Origin of the sequence: Pantoea sp. QMID4, from assembly GCF_030270445.1 — a bacterium.
Taxonomy (GTDB): Bacteria; Pseudomonadota; Gammaproteobacteria; order Enterobacterales; family Enterobacteriaceae; genus Pantoea; species Pantoea vagans.
This window is the reverse complement of the sequence record NZ_BSXL01000004.1, coordinates 221,468-236,538: the sequence shown is the minus strand read 5'-3', so window position 1 is coordinate 236,538 and position 15,071 is coordinate 221,468. Positions and strand designations below refer to the sequence as shown.

Here is a 15,071-nt window from a genome sequence, read left to right as displayed (position 1 = left end):
GATCAGACCGCGCGGGCGTAGTGCGCGACATCCTGGTACCAGGGTAGCAGGCGGTCGTTCATCACCTTGATGGCATCACCAAGCACCATATTTTTACCGGCCAGGGTCAACCCTGGCTGCGCCAGCAGGCAAAGCGCCGCATTGTCACCACTTTCAACCACCAGCAGACGTGCCTGTGTGCCCTCTTCTGCCAGCGTAACCTGCACCATTTCACCGGGACGGGGCTGCATCGCCGGGGCATAAGCGGCGAAATGCCAGCTTTTTGGCATCAGAGGTTTGAGGAAGCGCGCGGCGACCAGCGCATTCAGCACCAGTTCAGCGCAATGGCTACCACTGAGTTTGCACTGACGACAGGTTTCTTCAAAGGTGTAATACAGAGCGGCATCATCGACACAGAAACCCGATTCAGTGAACGCGTCCGGCGTGAGCATTTTGCGGGAAAAGCGAGAACGGAAAAGCATCCCGTCAGCCAGGTCGAGCATCATTCGGTCGTGGCTGCTATCAAAATACCAGCGCCAGTTATCATCGGGTTTAATTTTCATCGTGTGCCCTGTCTTTACCGCTGCGCCAAAAATCGCGCAGAATTCAGCGAAAAAAGAAACATAAGGAAAAGCTGAAAAAGCGTGTAACAGGACAAAATATAAACGAGCCGAGGGGATAAATAAACCCCCCGGTTAATCATTGTGAGAATTGTCTTAGAGATGCGTGACGATATCTTTAATTAATCCTGGCCCCTGATAAATAAAGCCTGAATAAATCTGAACCAGCGTTGCACCTGCGTCGATTTTTTCACGCGCGGCGGTCAAAGAATCGATGCCGCCAACACCGATAATGGGAAGACGCCCCTGCAGCTCCTGAGAGAGGCGCTGGATCACCGCCGTACTGCGCGACTGCACTGGCCGTCCACTCAATCCCCCCGCTTCTTCAGCATGCTTAAGACCGCTTACCAGCGAACGATCGAGCGTGGTATTACTGGCAATAACGCCATCAATCTGATGACGAATCAAACTGTCCGCGACCTGAATTAACTCCTCTTCAGAGAGATCGGGCGCGATTTTTACGGCCAGCGGAACATATTTCAGATGACGCTTTTCCAGATCTTTTTGTTTCTGTTTGATGGAAGAGAGCAAATCATCCAGCGCTTCACCATATTGCAGTGAACGCAAACCTGGCGTGTTAGGCGAGGAAATATTGATGGCGATATAACCGGCATGGGCATAGACCTTTTCCATGCAGATCAGATAATCTTCTTTGCCCTGCTCAACCGGCGTATCTTTATTTTTACCGATATTGATCCCGAGCACGCCGTTAAAACGCGCTTTTTTTACATTCTCAACCAGGTGGTCAACACCGAGATTATTAAACCCCATTCGGTTGATAATGCCGCCCGCTTCCACCAGACGAAACATCCGCGGCTTGTCATTACCTGCCTGGGCGCGCGGCGTGACGGTGCCGACTTCAACAAAACCAAAGCCCATCGCCGCAAACGCATCAATGCACTCTGCGTTCTTATCCAGACCCGCAGCCAGGCCCAGGGCATTCTTAAAGGTCAGTCCCATGCAGGTGACCGGACGCGACGGCAGATTCTGGCGATAAAACAGCTCCAGCGGCGTGCCTTTCATAAAACGCAGTTGCTGAAAGGTGAGTTCGTGCGCGCGTTCGGGGTCGAGTTTAAACAGCGCCGGTCGGACGATAGGATAAAACATGCACTCTCCTGAAGGACGGAAGCAATCGTGAAAGTCGGTGCACGGGAAAATGTGCGCCAGAATGGTAAAGTGCTCTGGCGCAAAAGTAAATCGAACGGCGGGGATGCAGAAAACTATATGAAAATGCTTTGATCTTAAACGGCGGAATCGTTTACGGGCTGGTTTTTCACCTCGGAAGGAAACAGATACTCCCGCAGGATGCCGTGACGCTGCATGATGCCAAAGATACCGAGACAAACAAACGCTTCAGCTCCCACCATCGACCATGCGGCACCGATTGCGCCAAACTTCCAGGCCAGGAAACAGCATAGCGGCACGTTTATCACGCCAGCGGCCATCATGACCCACATGCGCTGACGTGCCAGACCGTGCGGGATAAGAATCTGTAATCCAGCCGGATAGGCAATGTTGCCAAACAGGAAACAGAGCACGAAGACGCGCAGCACATCCGCCGACGGAATAAAGTCTTTACCCAGTAAAATAGAGACCACCAGGTCAGCAAAGAACCAGGTAAAGATGACAATCGACAGACTCAGGGAAAACGACAGCAGCAGGCTTTTGCGCGTCGCCGCAATGGCGGCACGTTTATCCCGGCCAAACAGGTGGCTGACGCGCGGGAAGAAAGCACTGCCGATCTGCTCAGGTACAGAGTTGGCGGCTTTACGCAGACGATCTGCACCGTTGTAAATCCCGACCATATAGGTAGAGGTAAAGGAGGCCAGGATCACCACGTTGACGCTGTTAAACAGATTGGCACCCGCGATAGCAATAAACACATCCAGACTGTCGGTGATGCGCTGTTTGATTTCGCGCGGTTCAAAGCGATAACGACCAATGACGTTCATCTCCAGCACAAACTTCAGCGTAATCGCTGCGCTGATGATGGAGACAGTGCCAGGGATCAGTGCCGCCAGCCAGGTATCCTGTGGGGACTTAACCAGCAAAAAGGTCAGCGGAATGGCACAGAAGTTACCGAAGGTGGCGATCATCGCCGTTTTACCGAGCTTCTCAAAACCCTGCATCAGCCAGCCAAATGAAAACAGCGAGCCTATCAGCGTGGTGCAGTTTGCCAGAATGATAAAGAACAGCGGATGCCAGGCAGGATTAAACCAGGTCGCCGTCAGTAACGTGCCGCTGGTCAACACCAGCAGCATCAGCTTGGCGTTAAAGGTTGACCAGAAGAGCTGACTGACGCGTTCCTTGTCATCACGATGGTGAGCAATGTCTTTGGTGGTAAAGACGTTGAATCCCCAGTCAGAGATGGTGCTGCAATAGAGCACGCAGGCGATGGCCAGCGCCAGCGTACCCATCTGCTCTACACCCAGAACGCGGGCAAGATAGGGCAGCGTGGCCAGCGGAAACAAAAACGATGCGCCGCGGTAGGCCAGCAGCGAGAAAATATTAATAACCAGACTTTTATCGAGTACTTTTGCCATGACGCAACAACCTTATACACATTGCATGTCTCACCTTCTCATTTCGCTAAGGCATAAACAATATCGCTTAACATTTTTCAGAATCAGGCTGCTTTTCAGAATCAGGCGGCGTTCTTCAGCTCTTTTTTGACCTTGTAATGCTGAAGTGCAATAAACAGTTCAGGCCGATTGAACAATAACCACTCTTTAAAGCTTTCTGTTTTCACATTGCGGCCCATAAAGCGAATAGCGTTAAGCACATATTCCGGAACAGGCGTACGATTATAGAGTGATAAATAGATCATCAGACGAAATGAGTGAATTAAATAGGCTTTTTCAAGCGTATCGCGCCACGCTGATTTAATCAGAGAACCGGTTAACGTATTGCAGGCGTGCATAAAGGCATCATAACGCTGATAGAAAAACTCATTACTTTTGGAACTGTTCGTCAGTGAGCCGTTGCGAATACGCTGTTTATAATAAACCTGATGACTCACCCACGCCTGCTGGCTATTCATAAAGCAGGAGAGCGTAAAATTGTGGTCTTCATGAACGCGTTTAACAAAGCGTAATTTATGCTGTTCAATAACGCGTTTGCTGATGACGTAGCTCCACGCTGCCGACGTATAGCTGCCGTTACGCAGCAGGCCCAATAAGACTTCCTGCGGCTTTTGCTGCCCAAAGAGTTCGTGTCTGACTTTTGGCGAGGTGATATCAATCTGGCCATCGCGATAGACGCACGATTTAAAACAGAACAGGTCCGTTTCAGGATGTTTTTCCGCTACCATACCCAGTTCAACGACCAGCCCATCCACGACGACGTCATCCGGATCGCAGAAAAAGAGAAACTGACCCTGCGCCTGGTCAATACCGACATCGCGTGCATGACCAGCACCACCATTCTTAGTAGTAATTATTTTTACCTGAGAAAGATGCGCATAATTCTGTTCAATTAAGGCTAATGTTCCGTCGGTGGAGCCATCATTCACAATGATTATTTCATTGGGCGCTTTAACCTGTCGTAATAATGAATCGACGCATTCTACAATATATTTCTCTACATTGTAGGTTGGAATAATAACGGATAACAGGATGTCAGACATATGCAATTCTCTGCTGTTAGAAAATGACAATACGATTCACCTGCCAGATGCAGGGACTGACCAGAGGCGAAACGTCGAAAAGAGTAATACGCTACTATTATGATGACTTAGATTTAGCCTGCTTATCTTAAACCGGTTATGCGAAAAAAGACCAGTTGTAAAAATTATCTTAACGTTTCACCTGATTATCACTGTTAAAAAAAGTGCATCTATAGCCCGCTGTAATGTTAAAACCGTTGAGGAACGATTTAAATTACCCCCACCAGGCAGGCGTAACCAGAATCAGGAATATGTAAGCGAACATCTGAAATCGTGAATAACTTCAGCATTCCTTCATTTTTATTACAGTTTACGCTCTGCAATTAATCCTAATATCATGCCGGAACACCACTAAAATACGCTGATGTCAGGCTGCTTTACCCTCCGCTTTCAGGCTACCGCTGCGCTTCAACATGGTTCAGCCACAAGCAGAATGGTTAAGCAATCAGAAGAAAGATAATTTTTTTCACCATATGTCCTGTTTTAACCTTCTTGCATCACTGCTCTTAATGAATGGTTTCGCTGCTCGCCTTTATTTTAAGAATTATCGGAAGCGATGTTTTCATTATCTGCCACCGGTACGTCTATTTGCAGTTTTTACCCTTGCTTTGCCGGATAAATCATTTAAGCCCAATCCCCTGCTCTGACAGTATGAAGACATAAGTTCTCAACTTTTGATAATCAATAACTTTTAGTTATAAGGAGTGATGATGCGAGTTATTACGCTGGCAGGTAGCCCACGATTCCCCTCCCGCTCAACCTCGCTACTGACGTTGTGTCAGCACAAGCTGGAGGCACGTGGCATTGAAGTCATTCCCTGGAATATTCACAACTTTCAGCCTGACGATCTGATTAACGCGCGCTTTGATGCACCCGCGCTGCTGGCCCTGCGTGACGATCTGGCCGCGGCTGATGGCCTGATTGTGGCGACACCGATTTATAAAGCGTCGTTTTCGGGCGCTCTGAAGACTCTGCTCGACCTGCTGCCTGAGCGCGCACTTGAGCACAAAGTTGTGTTGCCACTCGCCAGCGGCGGCAGTGTCGGCCATATGCTGGCACTGGACTACGCGCTGAAGCCGGTTCTCAACGCTTTAAAAGCACAGGAAATTCTGCATGGGATCTACGCCGAAGATAGCCAGGTCACACATTACGATCGTCAGCCTGTACTGGAAGATTCACTGGCAGAGCGTCTTGATGAAGCCGTCTCCGCGTTCTGGCTGGCGCTGACCCGCCATCACCATCCTGTTGCGCAGGCAGTATAAGGAAGCGATCGATGAAGCAGAGATTAGGAAAGTGGCTGGTGGCAGGACTGTTACTGGCTGGCCTTCAGGTGCAGGCCGCAGAATCGGATCCGGCTGAGATTCGCATCGGCTATCAGAAAGGTTCAGTCAGCATGGTGCTGGCGAAGTCACATCAGTTGCTGGAGAAGCGTTTTCCCCATACTCACATTAAGTGGATTGAGTTCCCGGCTGGCCCGCAAATGCTGGAAGCGCTGAACATTAACAGTATTGATCTCGGCAGTACCGGTGACCTTCCGCCGCTGTTTGCCCAGGCCGCAGGCGCCGATCTGCTCTATGTCGGTTCGGAGCCGCCAAAACCGAAATCAGAAGTGATTCTGGTCCCGAAAAACAGCGCTCTGAAACAGGTTGCCGATCTGAAAGGCAAAAAAGTCGCTTTCCAGAAGGGTTCCAGTTCACACAATTTATTGCTGCGCGCCTTACAGCAGGCGAGCCTCACGTTTAAAGACATCACACCCGTCTATCTGACGCCAGCCGATGCGCGCGCCGCCTTCCAGCAGGGTGACGTGGATGCCTGGGCAATCTGGGATCCCTACTACTCTTCGGTACTGCTGCAGGGTAATTCGCGCCTGCTGATTGATGGCAGCTCACTGAATCTGACCGGATCCTTCTATCTGGCGACGCGCAGCTATGCCGAAGCCCACGGCGCGTTTATCCAGCAGGTGCTCGACACCTTCAGCAGTGCCGATGCGCTGACTATCAGCCAGCCTCAGCAGAGCACCACGCTTCTGGCACAGGCGATGGGCCTGCCTGAACCGGTTATTGCCAGCTATCTCAGCCATCGTCCACCCACCCGGATTTCGCCGGTCAGTGCTGAAACCGCAGCCGCACAGCAGCGTACCGCTGACCTGTTTTATGCCAATCATCTGTTGCCAGTCAAAGTGACGATCCAGGATCGCATCTGGCAACCGCATACCGTAACGCAGTAAGGAGCAATAATGAGCGTATCCATTTTCTGGTTCCTGCCGACGCATGGCGACGGCCACTATCTTGGTACCGCCGAAGGCGCGCGCCCGGTTGATCACGCCTATTTACAACAGGTGGCGCAGGCTGCTGACCGTCTCGGCTTTGGCGGGGTTCTGATCCCAACCGGCCGCTCCTGCGAAGATGCCTGGCTGGTTGCCGCCTCGCTGATCCCGGTGACGCAGCGCCTGCGTTTTTTGGTCGCGCTGCGGCCCGGCGTCATTTCCCCGACTCAGGCAGCGCGTCAGGCTGCCACGCTGGATCGCCTCTCCAACGGCCGCGCGCTATTCAATCTGGTGACCGGCGGCGATCCGGAAGAGCTGGCGGGCGATGGCGTGTTCCTGGATCACCGTGAGCGTTACGCAGAATCTGCCGAGTTCACCCGTGTCTGGCGCCGGGTACTGGAAGGCGAAACCGTCGATTACGAAGGCAAGCACGTGAAGGTTCGCGGCGCACGCCTGATGTTTAAACCGGTGCAGCAGCCTCGCCCACCACTCTGGTTTGGTGGCTCTTCTGAACCGGCTCAGGAACTGGCGGCCGAACAGGTCGATGTTTACCTCACCTGGGGCGAGCCGCCTGCTCAGGTTCGGGAAAAGATTGAACAGGTACGCGCGAAAGCAGCCGCGCAGGGACGTACGGTGCGGTTTGGTATCCGTCTGCATGTGATTGTGCGCGAAACGAATGAAGAAGCCTGGCAGGCCGCCGACCGGCTGATTGCCAATGTCGATGACGCCACTATCGCGAAGGCACAGGCAGCGTTCCAGCGGACCGATTCCGTCGGGCAGCGCCGGATGGCCGCGCTGCACGGTGGTCGCCGCGACAAACTCGAAATCAGCCCGAATCTGTGGGCAGGTGTGGGTCTGGTACGCAGCGGAGCCGGTACCGCGCTGGTCGGCGATGGTCCGACCGTGGCCGCGCGCATCAAAGAGTATGAAGCGCTGGGCATCGAGACCTTTATTCTGTCGGGTTATCCGCATCTGGAAGAGGCTTATCGCGTTGGCGAACTGCTGTTCCCGCATCTTGATCTGCAGGTGCCACTGGTGCCACAACCGCGCGTCGTTCAGGCGCACGGTGAAGCAGTCGCCAACGATTTTACCCCTGAGAAAAAAGTCGCCCGGGGCTGAGGAGAGCATGATGGCCAGAACCCGAAAACGCCTTGCTGATACGCTGGTGCCGTGGCTATTGCCGACGCTGCTTATTGTGGTGTGGCAGATTGCTTCACAAACTGGCTGGTTATCGAACCGTATTCTGCCCGCGCCGGAGAAAATTGTGACCACCTTCTGGCAGCTGACTGCCAGCGGTGAACTCTGGCAGCATCTGGCGATAAGCAGCTGGCGGGCGCTGATCGGCTTCAGCATTGGCGGTTCTATCGGCCTGATACTTGGGCTGATCACCGGCACCTCAAAAACCGGTGAACGCCTGCTGGATACGTCGGTGCAGATGCTGCGCAATGTGCCGCATCTGGCGCTAATCCCGCTGGTTATCCTCTGGTTCGGAATCGACGAGTCCGCCAAAATCTTTCTGGTGGCGCTGGGCACGCTGTTCCCGATCTATCTGAATACCTATCACGGCATCCGCAATATCGATCGCGGGCTGGTTGAGATGGCGCGCAGCTATGGCCTGTCCGGCTGGCGCCTGTTTATCCAGGTGATCCTGCCCGGCGCACTGCCAAATATTATGGTCGGCGTGCGTTTCGCGCTCGGTCTGATGTGGCTGACGTTGATTGTCGCTGAGACCATCTCCGCCAACTCGGGCATCGGCTATCTGGCAATGAACGCGCGTGAATTCCTGCAGACCGATGTGGTGGTGGTCGCCATCATTCTCTATGCCCTGCTCGGCAAACTGGCGGATGTCGCCGCGTTGTTACTGGAACGCGTCTGGCTGCGCTGGCACCCCGCTTACCAACTGAAGGAGGAGAACGCATGAGCCAGACTCTCTCACCAGCCCGCCTTAACACCGGCACGCCGGTTGGCGTTAATGGCGTCAGCAAACAGTATGGCAGTCGTACTATTCTCAATAAGATCGACCTGCATATTCCTTCGGGTCAGTTTGTGGCGGTAGTGGGTCGCAGCGGCTGCGGTAAAAGCACCCTGTTGCGCCTGCTGGCCGGACTCGAACAAAGCTCCAGCGGTGAACTGCTGGCAGGTAATGCGCCGCTGCAGTCGGCACGCGATGATACCCGCCTGATGTTTCAGGATGCGCGACTGCTGCCGTGGAAAAAAGTGATCGATAACGTCGGGCTGGGCCTGCGCGGACGCGAATGGCGCAGCGCGGCCATGGATGCCCTGACGGCGGTGGGACTGGCCGATCGCGCCAATGAGTGGCCAGCCGCCCTTTCTGGCGGACAGAAACAGCGTGTGGCGCTGGCCAGAGCGCTGATTCATCGGCCCGGCTTACTGCTGCTGGATGAACCCCTGGGAGCGCTGGATGCCCTGACCCGCATTGAAATGCAGGGATTGATTGAATCACTGTGGCAGCAACATCACTTTACCGTTCTGCTGGTCACGCATGATGTCAGTGAAGCGGTCGTGATGGCGGATCGCGTATTGTTGATCGAAGAGGGTGAGATCGGTCTGGATCTGCTGGTGGATCTGCCACGTCCGCGGCGTCGGGGATCGGCGCGGCTGGCAGAGCTGGAAGCGGAGGTGCTGGATCGGGTGATGCAGCGTACAGAACGACCGCAGCCGGTACGCTACGCGCAGCAGCGCTGAAAAAGGGAGCGTCTCAGACGCTCCCTTTTTTATTATCAGGCGTTCAGCGCCCGGGTAATTTTTTCGTAGAGATCGCCAGAGAGTTTATTCAGCTCCAGCAGCTGTTCCAGCGCCTGGCGCATCATTGCCTGACGGCCTTCGTCATAACGTTTCAGACGAATCAGCGGTTCTACCATTCGTGCCGCAACCTGCGGATTGCGCGTGTTCAGATCGATGAGCATTTCCACCAGGAACTTGTAGCCGCTGCCATCTTTAGCATGGAACGCGGCCGGGTTAGCCGAGGCAAAGGCACCCACCAGCGAGCGAACGCGGTTTGGATTGCTCATCGTGAAGGAGCGATGATTCAGCAGCTGACGCACATTGCGCATCACGTTGGCAGCCGGACTGGTTGCCTGCAACACAAACCATTTGTCCATCACCAGACCATCCTGATGCCAGCGCTCATCATAAGCCGCCAGCAGCGCATCGCGGCACGGTAACTGAGCTGCCACAGCAGCGGAAAGTGCCGCCAGCGTATCCGTCATGTTGGTTGCCTGGCGATACTGCGTCTGCACCAGTTTGTCCGCCAGCTGTGCATCGCTGAAGGCAAGATAGGTCAGGCAGATATTTTTCAGGCTGCGCTGACCAATCGCGTCATGCTCCACACGGTATTCAGGCTGCTGATTGGCGTTGTAGATCGCAAAGAACTCATCGGCCAGTTCGCGTGCCAGTGTGCGTTGCAGGGCGTCACGCACCAGCGCAATCGCCTGCGGATCGATAGTATCGAACAGCTCGGCAATCTCATTTTCTGACGGCAGCGTCAGGATCAGCGCGGTCAGGGCCGGGTCACAGTCGGTATCGAGCAGCACCGCGCGGAAAGCATCGGCAACATGCAGCGGCAGCGACAGATGCTGGCCCTGCTGATAGCGGGCAACGTTCAGGCGAATGTAGGTCGCCAGCAGGCTCTGAGCCGCATCCCAGCGGGAGAAGTCGTTGCGTGCATGACGCATCAGGAAGGTGAGCTGAGCATCACTCCATTTGTAGTCAAGCTTCACTGGCGCAGAGAATTCACGCAGCAGCGACGGCACCGGCTGGAAGTAGACATTATCGAAAATAAAGGTCTGGAACTCTTCGGTGACATTCAGCACATGATGCACCGGGTGGCCGTTATTCTGCAGCGGGATCACCTTGCCTTCACCGTCATACAGCTCAATATCCAGCGGGATATGCAGCGGCAGCTTCTCTTTCTGTTCGGCAGTCGCTGGGGTGTGCTGCGTAACGTGTAGCGTGTACTGCTCAAGTTCCGGATTGTAATCGTCGCGCACCGTCAGTACTGGCGTACCGGACTGGCTGTACCAGCGGCGGAACTGCGACAAATCGACATTTGAGGCATCTTCCATCGCCTGAACAAAGTCATCACAGGTGGCGGCGCTGCCGTCGTGACGGTCAAAATAGAGCTTCATGCCCTTCTGAAAGTTCTCTTCACCCAGCAGGGTGTGCATCATGCGAATGACTTCTGATCCCTTTTCATACACCGTCAGGGTGTAGAAATTGTTCATCTCGATAACCTGATCCGGACGGATCGGGTGCGCCATCGGGCTGGCATCTTCGGCAAACTGCGCGCCACGCACGATACGGACGTTATCGATGCGGTTCACCGCGCGTGAACCCAGATCGGAGCTGAACTCCTGATCGCGGAACACCGTCAGTCCCTCTTTCAGGCTGAGCTGGAACCAGTCGCGGCAGGTCACGCGGTTACCGGTCCAGTTGTGGAAATATTCGTGACCGATAACCGCCTCAATGCCGAGGTAATCTTTGTCGGTCGCCGTTTCCGCTTTCGCCAGCACATATTTGGCGTTGAAGACGTTAAGACCTTTGTTCTCCATTGCACCCATGTTGAAGAAGTCCACCGCCACGATCATAAAGATGTCGAGGTCATACTCCAGCCCAAAACGCTCTTCATCCCACTTCATGCTGTTTTTCAGCGACGTCATCGCCCAGTCGGCACGATCGAGATTCCCGCGATCGACGAAGATCTCCAGCGCCACGTCACGTCCTGAACGGGTGGTGAAGCTGTCGCGCAGCACGTCGAAATCGCCCGCCACCAGCGCAAACAGGTAGCAGGGTTTCGGGAACGGATCTTCCCACTTCACCCAGCTGCGGCCCTGCTCATCCCGGCCGCTGTCAATGCGGTTTCCGTTGGAGAGCAGGAACGGATAACGCTCACCGTCGGCATAAATGGTGGTGGTAAAACGTGCCAGCACATCAGGGCGATCGAGATACCAGGTAATATGACGGAAGCCTTCAGCCTCACATTGGGTGCAGAGCGCCTCGCCCGATTTGTACAGCCCTTCCAGCGCGGTGTTCTGATCCGGATGAATCACATTGATGATTTTCAGGGTGAAGCTGTCCGGCAGCTGGCTGATGACCAGTGCGCCCTCTTCTTCACGGAAGGCCGTCCAGGGTTGCCCGTCGATCTCCAGCGCAATCAGCGTTAACGCTTCGCCGTCGAGTCGCAGCTCAGCCTGGCTGTCACCCACGCGTTTAACCTGGCTGATGGCCGTTACACGGGTCGTCGACGCATCCAGTTCAAACGTTAAATCGATATCGGTGATGGTGTAATCGGGCGCACGGTAGTCGTGGCGATACTTGATTTGGGGCTGTTGCGTCATAGTGCGTCTCGCGTAGTTATAAGTTTACCGGCAAAGTCTAAGCTTGTTACTGCAAGCTTGCCATGCACAATGCACCTGAAGGGTGAAATGGCTACACTTTGTTAACAAAGGCACAGATTGGTCTCGACCCGCCCGATTGAAATATGCTGTGATCGGCTTCAGATAGTGAATTATACTTTTGCGTCTTTATGACTGTGTACAACACCGGGCACTGCGCCACCGAACAGGATGCTGAAACGCGCCATGACAGGACATGCTTCCCCGATACTGACCTCCCTGCTGGATACGGACGCCTACAAGCTCCATATGCAGCAGGCCGTTTTTCACCGCTATCATGACGTAACGGTGGCAGCGGAGTTTCGCTGCCGCGGCGACGAACTGCTGGGTCTCTACGCTGACGAAATTCGTGAAGCGATTACTGCCATGCAACACCTGGCGCTGACTGATGATGAAGCGACCTGGTTATCCCGCCTTCCCTTTTTCCAGCAGGATTACCTCAGCTGGTTGCGCCAGTTCCGCTATAATCCGGAGCAGGTTGAGGTGTGCAATCATCATGGCAAACTGGAACTTCGTATCCAGGGGCCGTGGCGGGAGGTGATCCTGTGGGAGGTGCCGCTACTGGCGCTGATTAGTGAGATTGTGCATCGTCATCGCACGCCGCAGGTCACCACCCAGCAGGCGATCGACCACCTGCATCAGAAACTGGGCGACTTTAAGACGCAGGTGGCTGACCTGGATATGTCGCGCTTCCGCCTGATGGATTTCGGCACCCGTCGTCGCTATTCGCAGGATGTGCAGCAGTCGATTGTCTCCACGCTGAAACAGGATTTTCCGTGGCTGATTGGCACCAGTAACTATGATCTGGCGCGCCGTCTGTCACTGACGCCGGTCGGCACGCAGGCGCATGAGTGGTTCCAGGCCTTCCAGCAGATCAGCCCGGTTCTCGCCAACAGTCAGCGTGCTGCGCTGCAGGCGTGGCTGGACGAGTATGACGATCAGCTGGGTATCGCGCTGACCGACTGCATCGCCATGGATGCGTTCCTGCGCGATTTCGGTCCGGTGTTTGCCCGCCGCTATCAGGGACTGCGTCACGACTCCGGCGATCCGGTTGAATGGGGCGAGAAAGCTCTGGTTCATTATCAAAAGCTGGGTATCGATCCGCAAAGTAAACACCTGGTCTTTTCTGACAACTTAAATCTCGACAAAGCACTGGCGCTCTATCGCCACTTTGGCCAGCGGACGAATGTGGTGTTTGGCATCGGTACGCGTCTCACCTGTGATATTCCAGGCGTGACACCTCTGAACATCGTTATCAAGCTGGTGCAGTGCAACGGCAAGCCGGTAGCAAAACTTTCAGACAGCCCGGGTAAAACCATCTGCCAGGATAAAGCCTTTGTCAGGGCCCTGCGTAAAGCCTTTGATCTGCCGCTGGTGAAGAAAGCGAGTTAAACCTCTTCTTATCGGGGCGTTGATGCGCCCCGCCTCTGCTGTAATAAATCCGCTTTCCCTCTGAATTTTGCTTGTTTCCTGAAGACTCACAAGTAACATAGCAAAACCCCGGATGGGGCAACTTTTAACTCACTTCTTCTATAGAGAGATATTTATGAGCGTAGTGCCTGTAGCGGACGTACTGCACGGTCGCGTCGCGGTTGACAGTGAAGTCACCGTACGTGGTTGGGTGCGTACCCGAAGAGATTCCAAAGCCGGTCTTTCCTTCATCGCTGTCTATGACGGCTCCTGCTTTAATCCCGTTCAGGCTGTCGTCAATAATTCTCTGAATAATTATCAGGATGAAGTGCTGCGTCTGACCACCGGCTGTTCCGTTATTGTCACCGGTAAAGTGGTGGCATCGCCGGGTCAGGGCCAGGCGTTTGAGATTCAGGCGACCAGCCTGGAAGTCGTCGGCTGGGTAGAAGATCCGGACAGCTACCCGATGGCGGCAAAACGCCACAGCATCGAGTATCTGCGCGAAGTCGCTCACCTGCGTCCGCGCACAAACCTGATTGGCGCGGTCGCCCGCGTTCGCCATACTCTGGCGCAGGCGCTGCATCGCTTCTTCCATGAAAATGGCTATTTCTGGGTTTCCACTCCGCTGATTACCGCCTCGGATACCGAAGGTGCTGGCGAGATGTTCCGTGTCTCGACGCTGGATATGGAAAACCTGCCACGTAACGATCAGGGCAAAGTCGACTTCAGTGAAGATTTCTTTGGTAAAGAAGCCTTCCTGACCGTTTCCGGTCAGCTGAACGGCGAAACTTATGCCAGTGCCCTGTCGAAGATCTACACCTTCGGCCCGACGTTCCGCGCAGAGAACTCCAACACCAGCCGCCATCTGGCTGAATTCTGGATGCTGGAACCGGAAATTGCGTTTGCCTCACTGGATGATGCCGCCGCACTGGCAGAAGCGATGCTGAAATATGTGTTCAATGCCGTGCTGGAAGAGCGCGCCGATGACATGGCGTTCTTTGCTGAGCGCGTGGATAAAGACGCGGTTGAGCGCCTGCAGCGTTTCATCACTACCGATTTTGCCCAGGTTGACTATACCGATGCGGTTGAGATCCTGATGAACTGCGGTCAGACCTTCGAGAACCCGGTTTCATGGGGTATCGATCTCTCTTCTGAACACGAGCGCTACCTGGCAGAGCAACACTTCAAAGCGCCAGTGGTGGTGAAAAACTATCCGAAAGACATCAAAGCGTTCTATATGCGTTTGAACGAGGATGGCAAAACCGTGGCAGCGATGGATGTTCTGGCGCCAGGCATTGGTGAAATCATTGGCGGTTCACAGCGTGAAGAACGTCTGGATGTGCTGGATGCACGTCTGGAAGAGATGGGTCTGAACCAAGAAGATTACTGGTGGTATCGTGATCTGCGTCGCTACGGTACTGTGCCACATTCTGGCTTCGGACTGGGCTTTGAACGTTTAATCGCCTATGTGACTGGCGTGCAGAATGTCAGGGACGTCATCCCCTTCCCACGTACGCCACGCAATGCAAGTTTCTAAAAATCAGCATTAAATATAAGAAATTCATATATATAAAGAGGTCGGCACTGCCGGCCTTTTTTTATTTTTGTAAATTTTGAGTTCTCTCACAAAGTTCCGTATTTTTTACATTTTGTAATACATATTTTCCTTTAGAAACCAGATTACGAGTTTAGTAGCATTTAAGCGCTAGAATTACGGC

The 15,071-nt window shown here is 53.9% G+C and carries 12 protein-coding genes; 7 read left to right on the top strand and 5 right to left on the bottom strand.

Features of this window, described 5'->3' with window-relative positions; all coding sequences use genetic code 11:
• Nucleotides 1-2 precede the first annotated feature (2 nt).
• The 4 genes from QSK07_RS10805 to QSK07_RS10790 form a co-directional block, all read right to left on the bottom strand.
• Nucleotides 3-542 (bottom strand): cell division protein ZapC, encoded by a 540-nt coding sequence (locus QSK07_RS10805; protein ID WP_285720716.1) that lies wholly within the window; start codon nt 540-542, stop codon nt 3-5.
• A gap of 153 nt (nt 543-695) precedes the next feature.
• Entirely contained in the window at nt 696-1,706 is a 1,011-nt protein-coding gene (gene pyrD / locus QSK07_RS10800) for a quinone-dependent dihydroorotate dehydrogenase (RefSeq protein WP_285720717.1), read from the bottom strand.
• Nucleotides 1,707-1,840: 134 nt separating this feature from the next.
• A complete protein-coding gene (locus QSK07_RS10795; RefSeq protein ID WP_285720718.1) occupies nt 1,841-3,142 on the bottom strand; it encodes a flippase in 1,302 nt (433 codons plus the stop codon).
• 101 nt (nt 3,143-3,243) lie between these two features.
• Nucleotides 3,244-4,224, bottom strand: a complete 981-nt coding sequence (locus QSK07_RS10790; protein ID WP_275219765.1) for a glycosyltransferase — start codon at nt 4,222-4,224, stop codon at nt 3,244-3,246.
• 749 nt (nt 4,225-4,973) lie between these two features.
• On the opposite strand from QSK07_RS10790, the gene ssuE reads away from it, so the two are divergent.
• The 5 genes from ssuE to ssuB are packed head-to-tail and all read left to right on the top strand — an operon-like array spanning nt 4,974 to nt 9,235.
• The gene (ssuE, locus tag QSK07_RS10785; protein ID WP_098051040.1) at nt 4,974-5,525 is read left to right on the top strand and encodes an NADPH-dependent FMN reductase; all 552 of its coding nucleotides are present in this window, start codon (nt 4,974-4,976) and stop codon (nt 5,523-5,525) included.
• An 11-nt stretch (nt 5,526-5,536) separates the two neighbouring features.
• Entirely contained in the window at nt 5,537-6,490 is a 954-nt protein-coding gene (locus tag QSK07_RS10780; protein WP_285720719.1) for a sulfonate ABC transporter substrate-binding protein, read from the top strand.
• Nucleotides 6,491-6,499: 9 nt separating this feature from the next.
• Nucleotides 6,500-7,648, top strand: coding sequence for an FMNH2-dependent alkanesulfonate monooxygenase (gene ssuD / locus QSK07_RS10775; protein WP_285720720.1), 1,149 nt, complete (start codon nt 6,500-6,502; stop codon nt 7,646-7,648).
• Between the two features lie 10 nt (nt 7,649-7,658).
• Nucleotides 7,659-8,450: an aliphatic sulfonate ABC transporter permease SsuC gene (gene ssuC, locus QSK07_RS10770; RefSeq protein WP_098051041.1), complete on the top strand. Its 792-nt coding sequence runs from the start codon at nt 7,659-7,661 to the stop codon at nt 8,448-8,450.
• Entirely contained in the window at nt 8,447-9,235 is a 789-nt protein-coding gene (gene ssuB, locus QSK07_RS10765; protein ID WP_013357336.1) for an aliphatic sulfonates ABC transporter ATP-binding protein, read from the top strand. Before ssuC ends, ssuB begins: the two co-directional genes overlap by 4 nt.
• Nucleotides 9,236-9,270: 35 nt before the next feature.
• Here the strand turns inward: ssuB and pepN are convergent, their stop codons facing one another.
• Nucleotides 9,271-11,886 (bottom strand): aminopeptidase N, encoded by a 2,616-nt coding sequence (gene pepN, locus QSK07_RS10760; RefSeq protein WP_285720721.1) that lies wholly within the window; start codon nt 11,884-11,886, stop codon nt 9,271-9,273.
• A gap of 243 nt (nt 11,887-12,129) precedes the next feature.
• Here pepN and pncB point away from each other — a divergent pair, with 243 nt between their 5' ends.
• Together pncB and asnS are read left to right on the top strand one after the other, a co-directional pair.
• The gene (pncB, locus tag QSK07_RS10755) at nt 12,130-13,335 is read left to right on the top strand and encodes a nicotinate phosphoribosyltransferase (protein WP_275219768.1); all 1,206 of its coding nucleotides are present in this window, start codon (nt 12,130-12,132) and stop codon (nt 13,333-13,335) included.
• 154 nt (nt 13,336-13,489) lie between these two features.
• Entirely contained in the window at nt 13,490-14,890 is a 1,401-nt protein-coding gene (gene asnS / locus QSK07_RS10750) for an asparagine--tRNA ligase (protein ID WP_285720722.1), read from the top strand.
• The last annotated feature ends 181 nt before the right edge of the window (nt 14,891-15,071 follow it).

What these genes read in the sequence shown, in the direction of transcription:
- QSK07_RS10805 (WP_285720716.1), bottom strand. Translation starts at nt 542, where the DNA reads ATGAAAATTAAACCCGATGATAACTGGCGCTGGTATTTTGATAGCAGC.
- pyrD (WP_285720717.1), bottom strand. Translation starts at nt 1,706, where the DNA reads ATGTTTTATCCTATCGTCCGACCGGCGCTGTTTAAACTCGACCCCGAA.
- QSK07_RS10795 (WP_285720718.1), bottom strand. Translation starts at nt 3,142, where the DNA reads ATGGCAAAAGTACTCGATAAAAGTCTGGTTATTAATATTTTCTCGCTG.
- QSK07_RS10790 (WP_275219765.1), bottom strand. Translation starts at nt 4,224, where the DNA reads ATGTCTGACATCCTGTTATCCGTTATTATTCCAACCTACAATGTAGAG.
- ssuE (WP_098051040.1), top strand. Translation starts at nt 4,974, where the DNA reads ATGCGAGTTATTACGCTGGCAGGTAGCCCACGATTCCCCTCCCGCTCA.
- QSK07_RS10780 (WP_285720719.1), top strand. Translation starts at nt 5,537, where the DNA reads ATGAAGCAGAGATTAGGAAAGTGGCTGGTGGCAGGACTGTTACTGGCT.
- ssuD (WP_285720720.1), top strand. Translation starts at nt 6,500, where the DNA reads ATGAGCGTATCCATTTTCTGGTTCCTGCCGACGCATGGCGACGGCCAC.
- ssuC (WP_098051041.1), top strand. Translation starts at nt 7,659, where the DNA reads ATGGCCAGAACCCGAAAACGCCTTGCTGATACGCTGGTGCCGTGGCTA.
- ssuB (WP_013357336.1), top strand. Translation starts at nt 8,447, where the DNA reads ATGAGCCAGACTCTCTCACCAGCCCGCCTTAACACCGGCACGCCGGTT.
- pepN (WP_285720721.1), bottom strand. Translation starts at nt 11,886, where the DNA reads ATGACGCAACAGCCCCAAATCAAGTATCGCCACGACTACCGTGCGCCC.
- pncB (WP_275219768.1), top strand. Translation starts at nt 12,130, where the DNA reads ATGACAGGACATGCTTCCCCGATACTGACCTCCCTGCTGGATACGGAC.
- asnS (WP_285720722.1), top strand. Translation starts at nt 13,490, where the DNA reads ATGAGCGTAGTGCCTGTAGCGGACGTACTGCACGGTCGCGTCGCGGTT.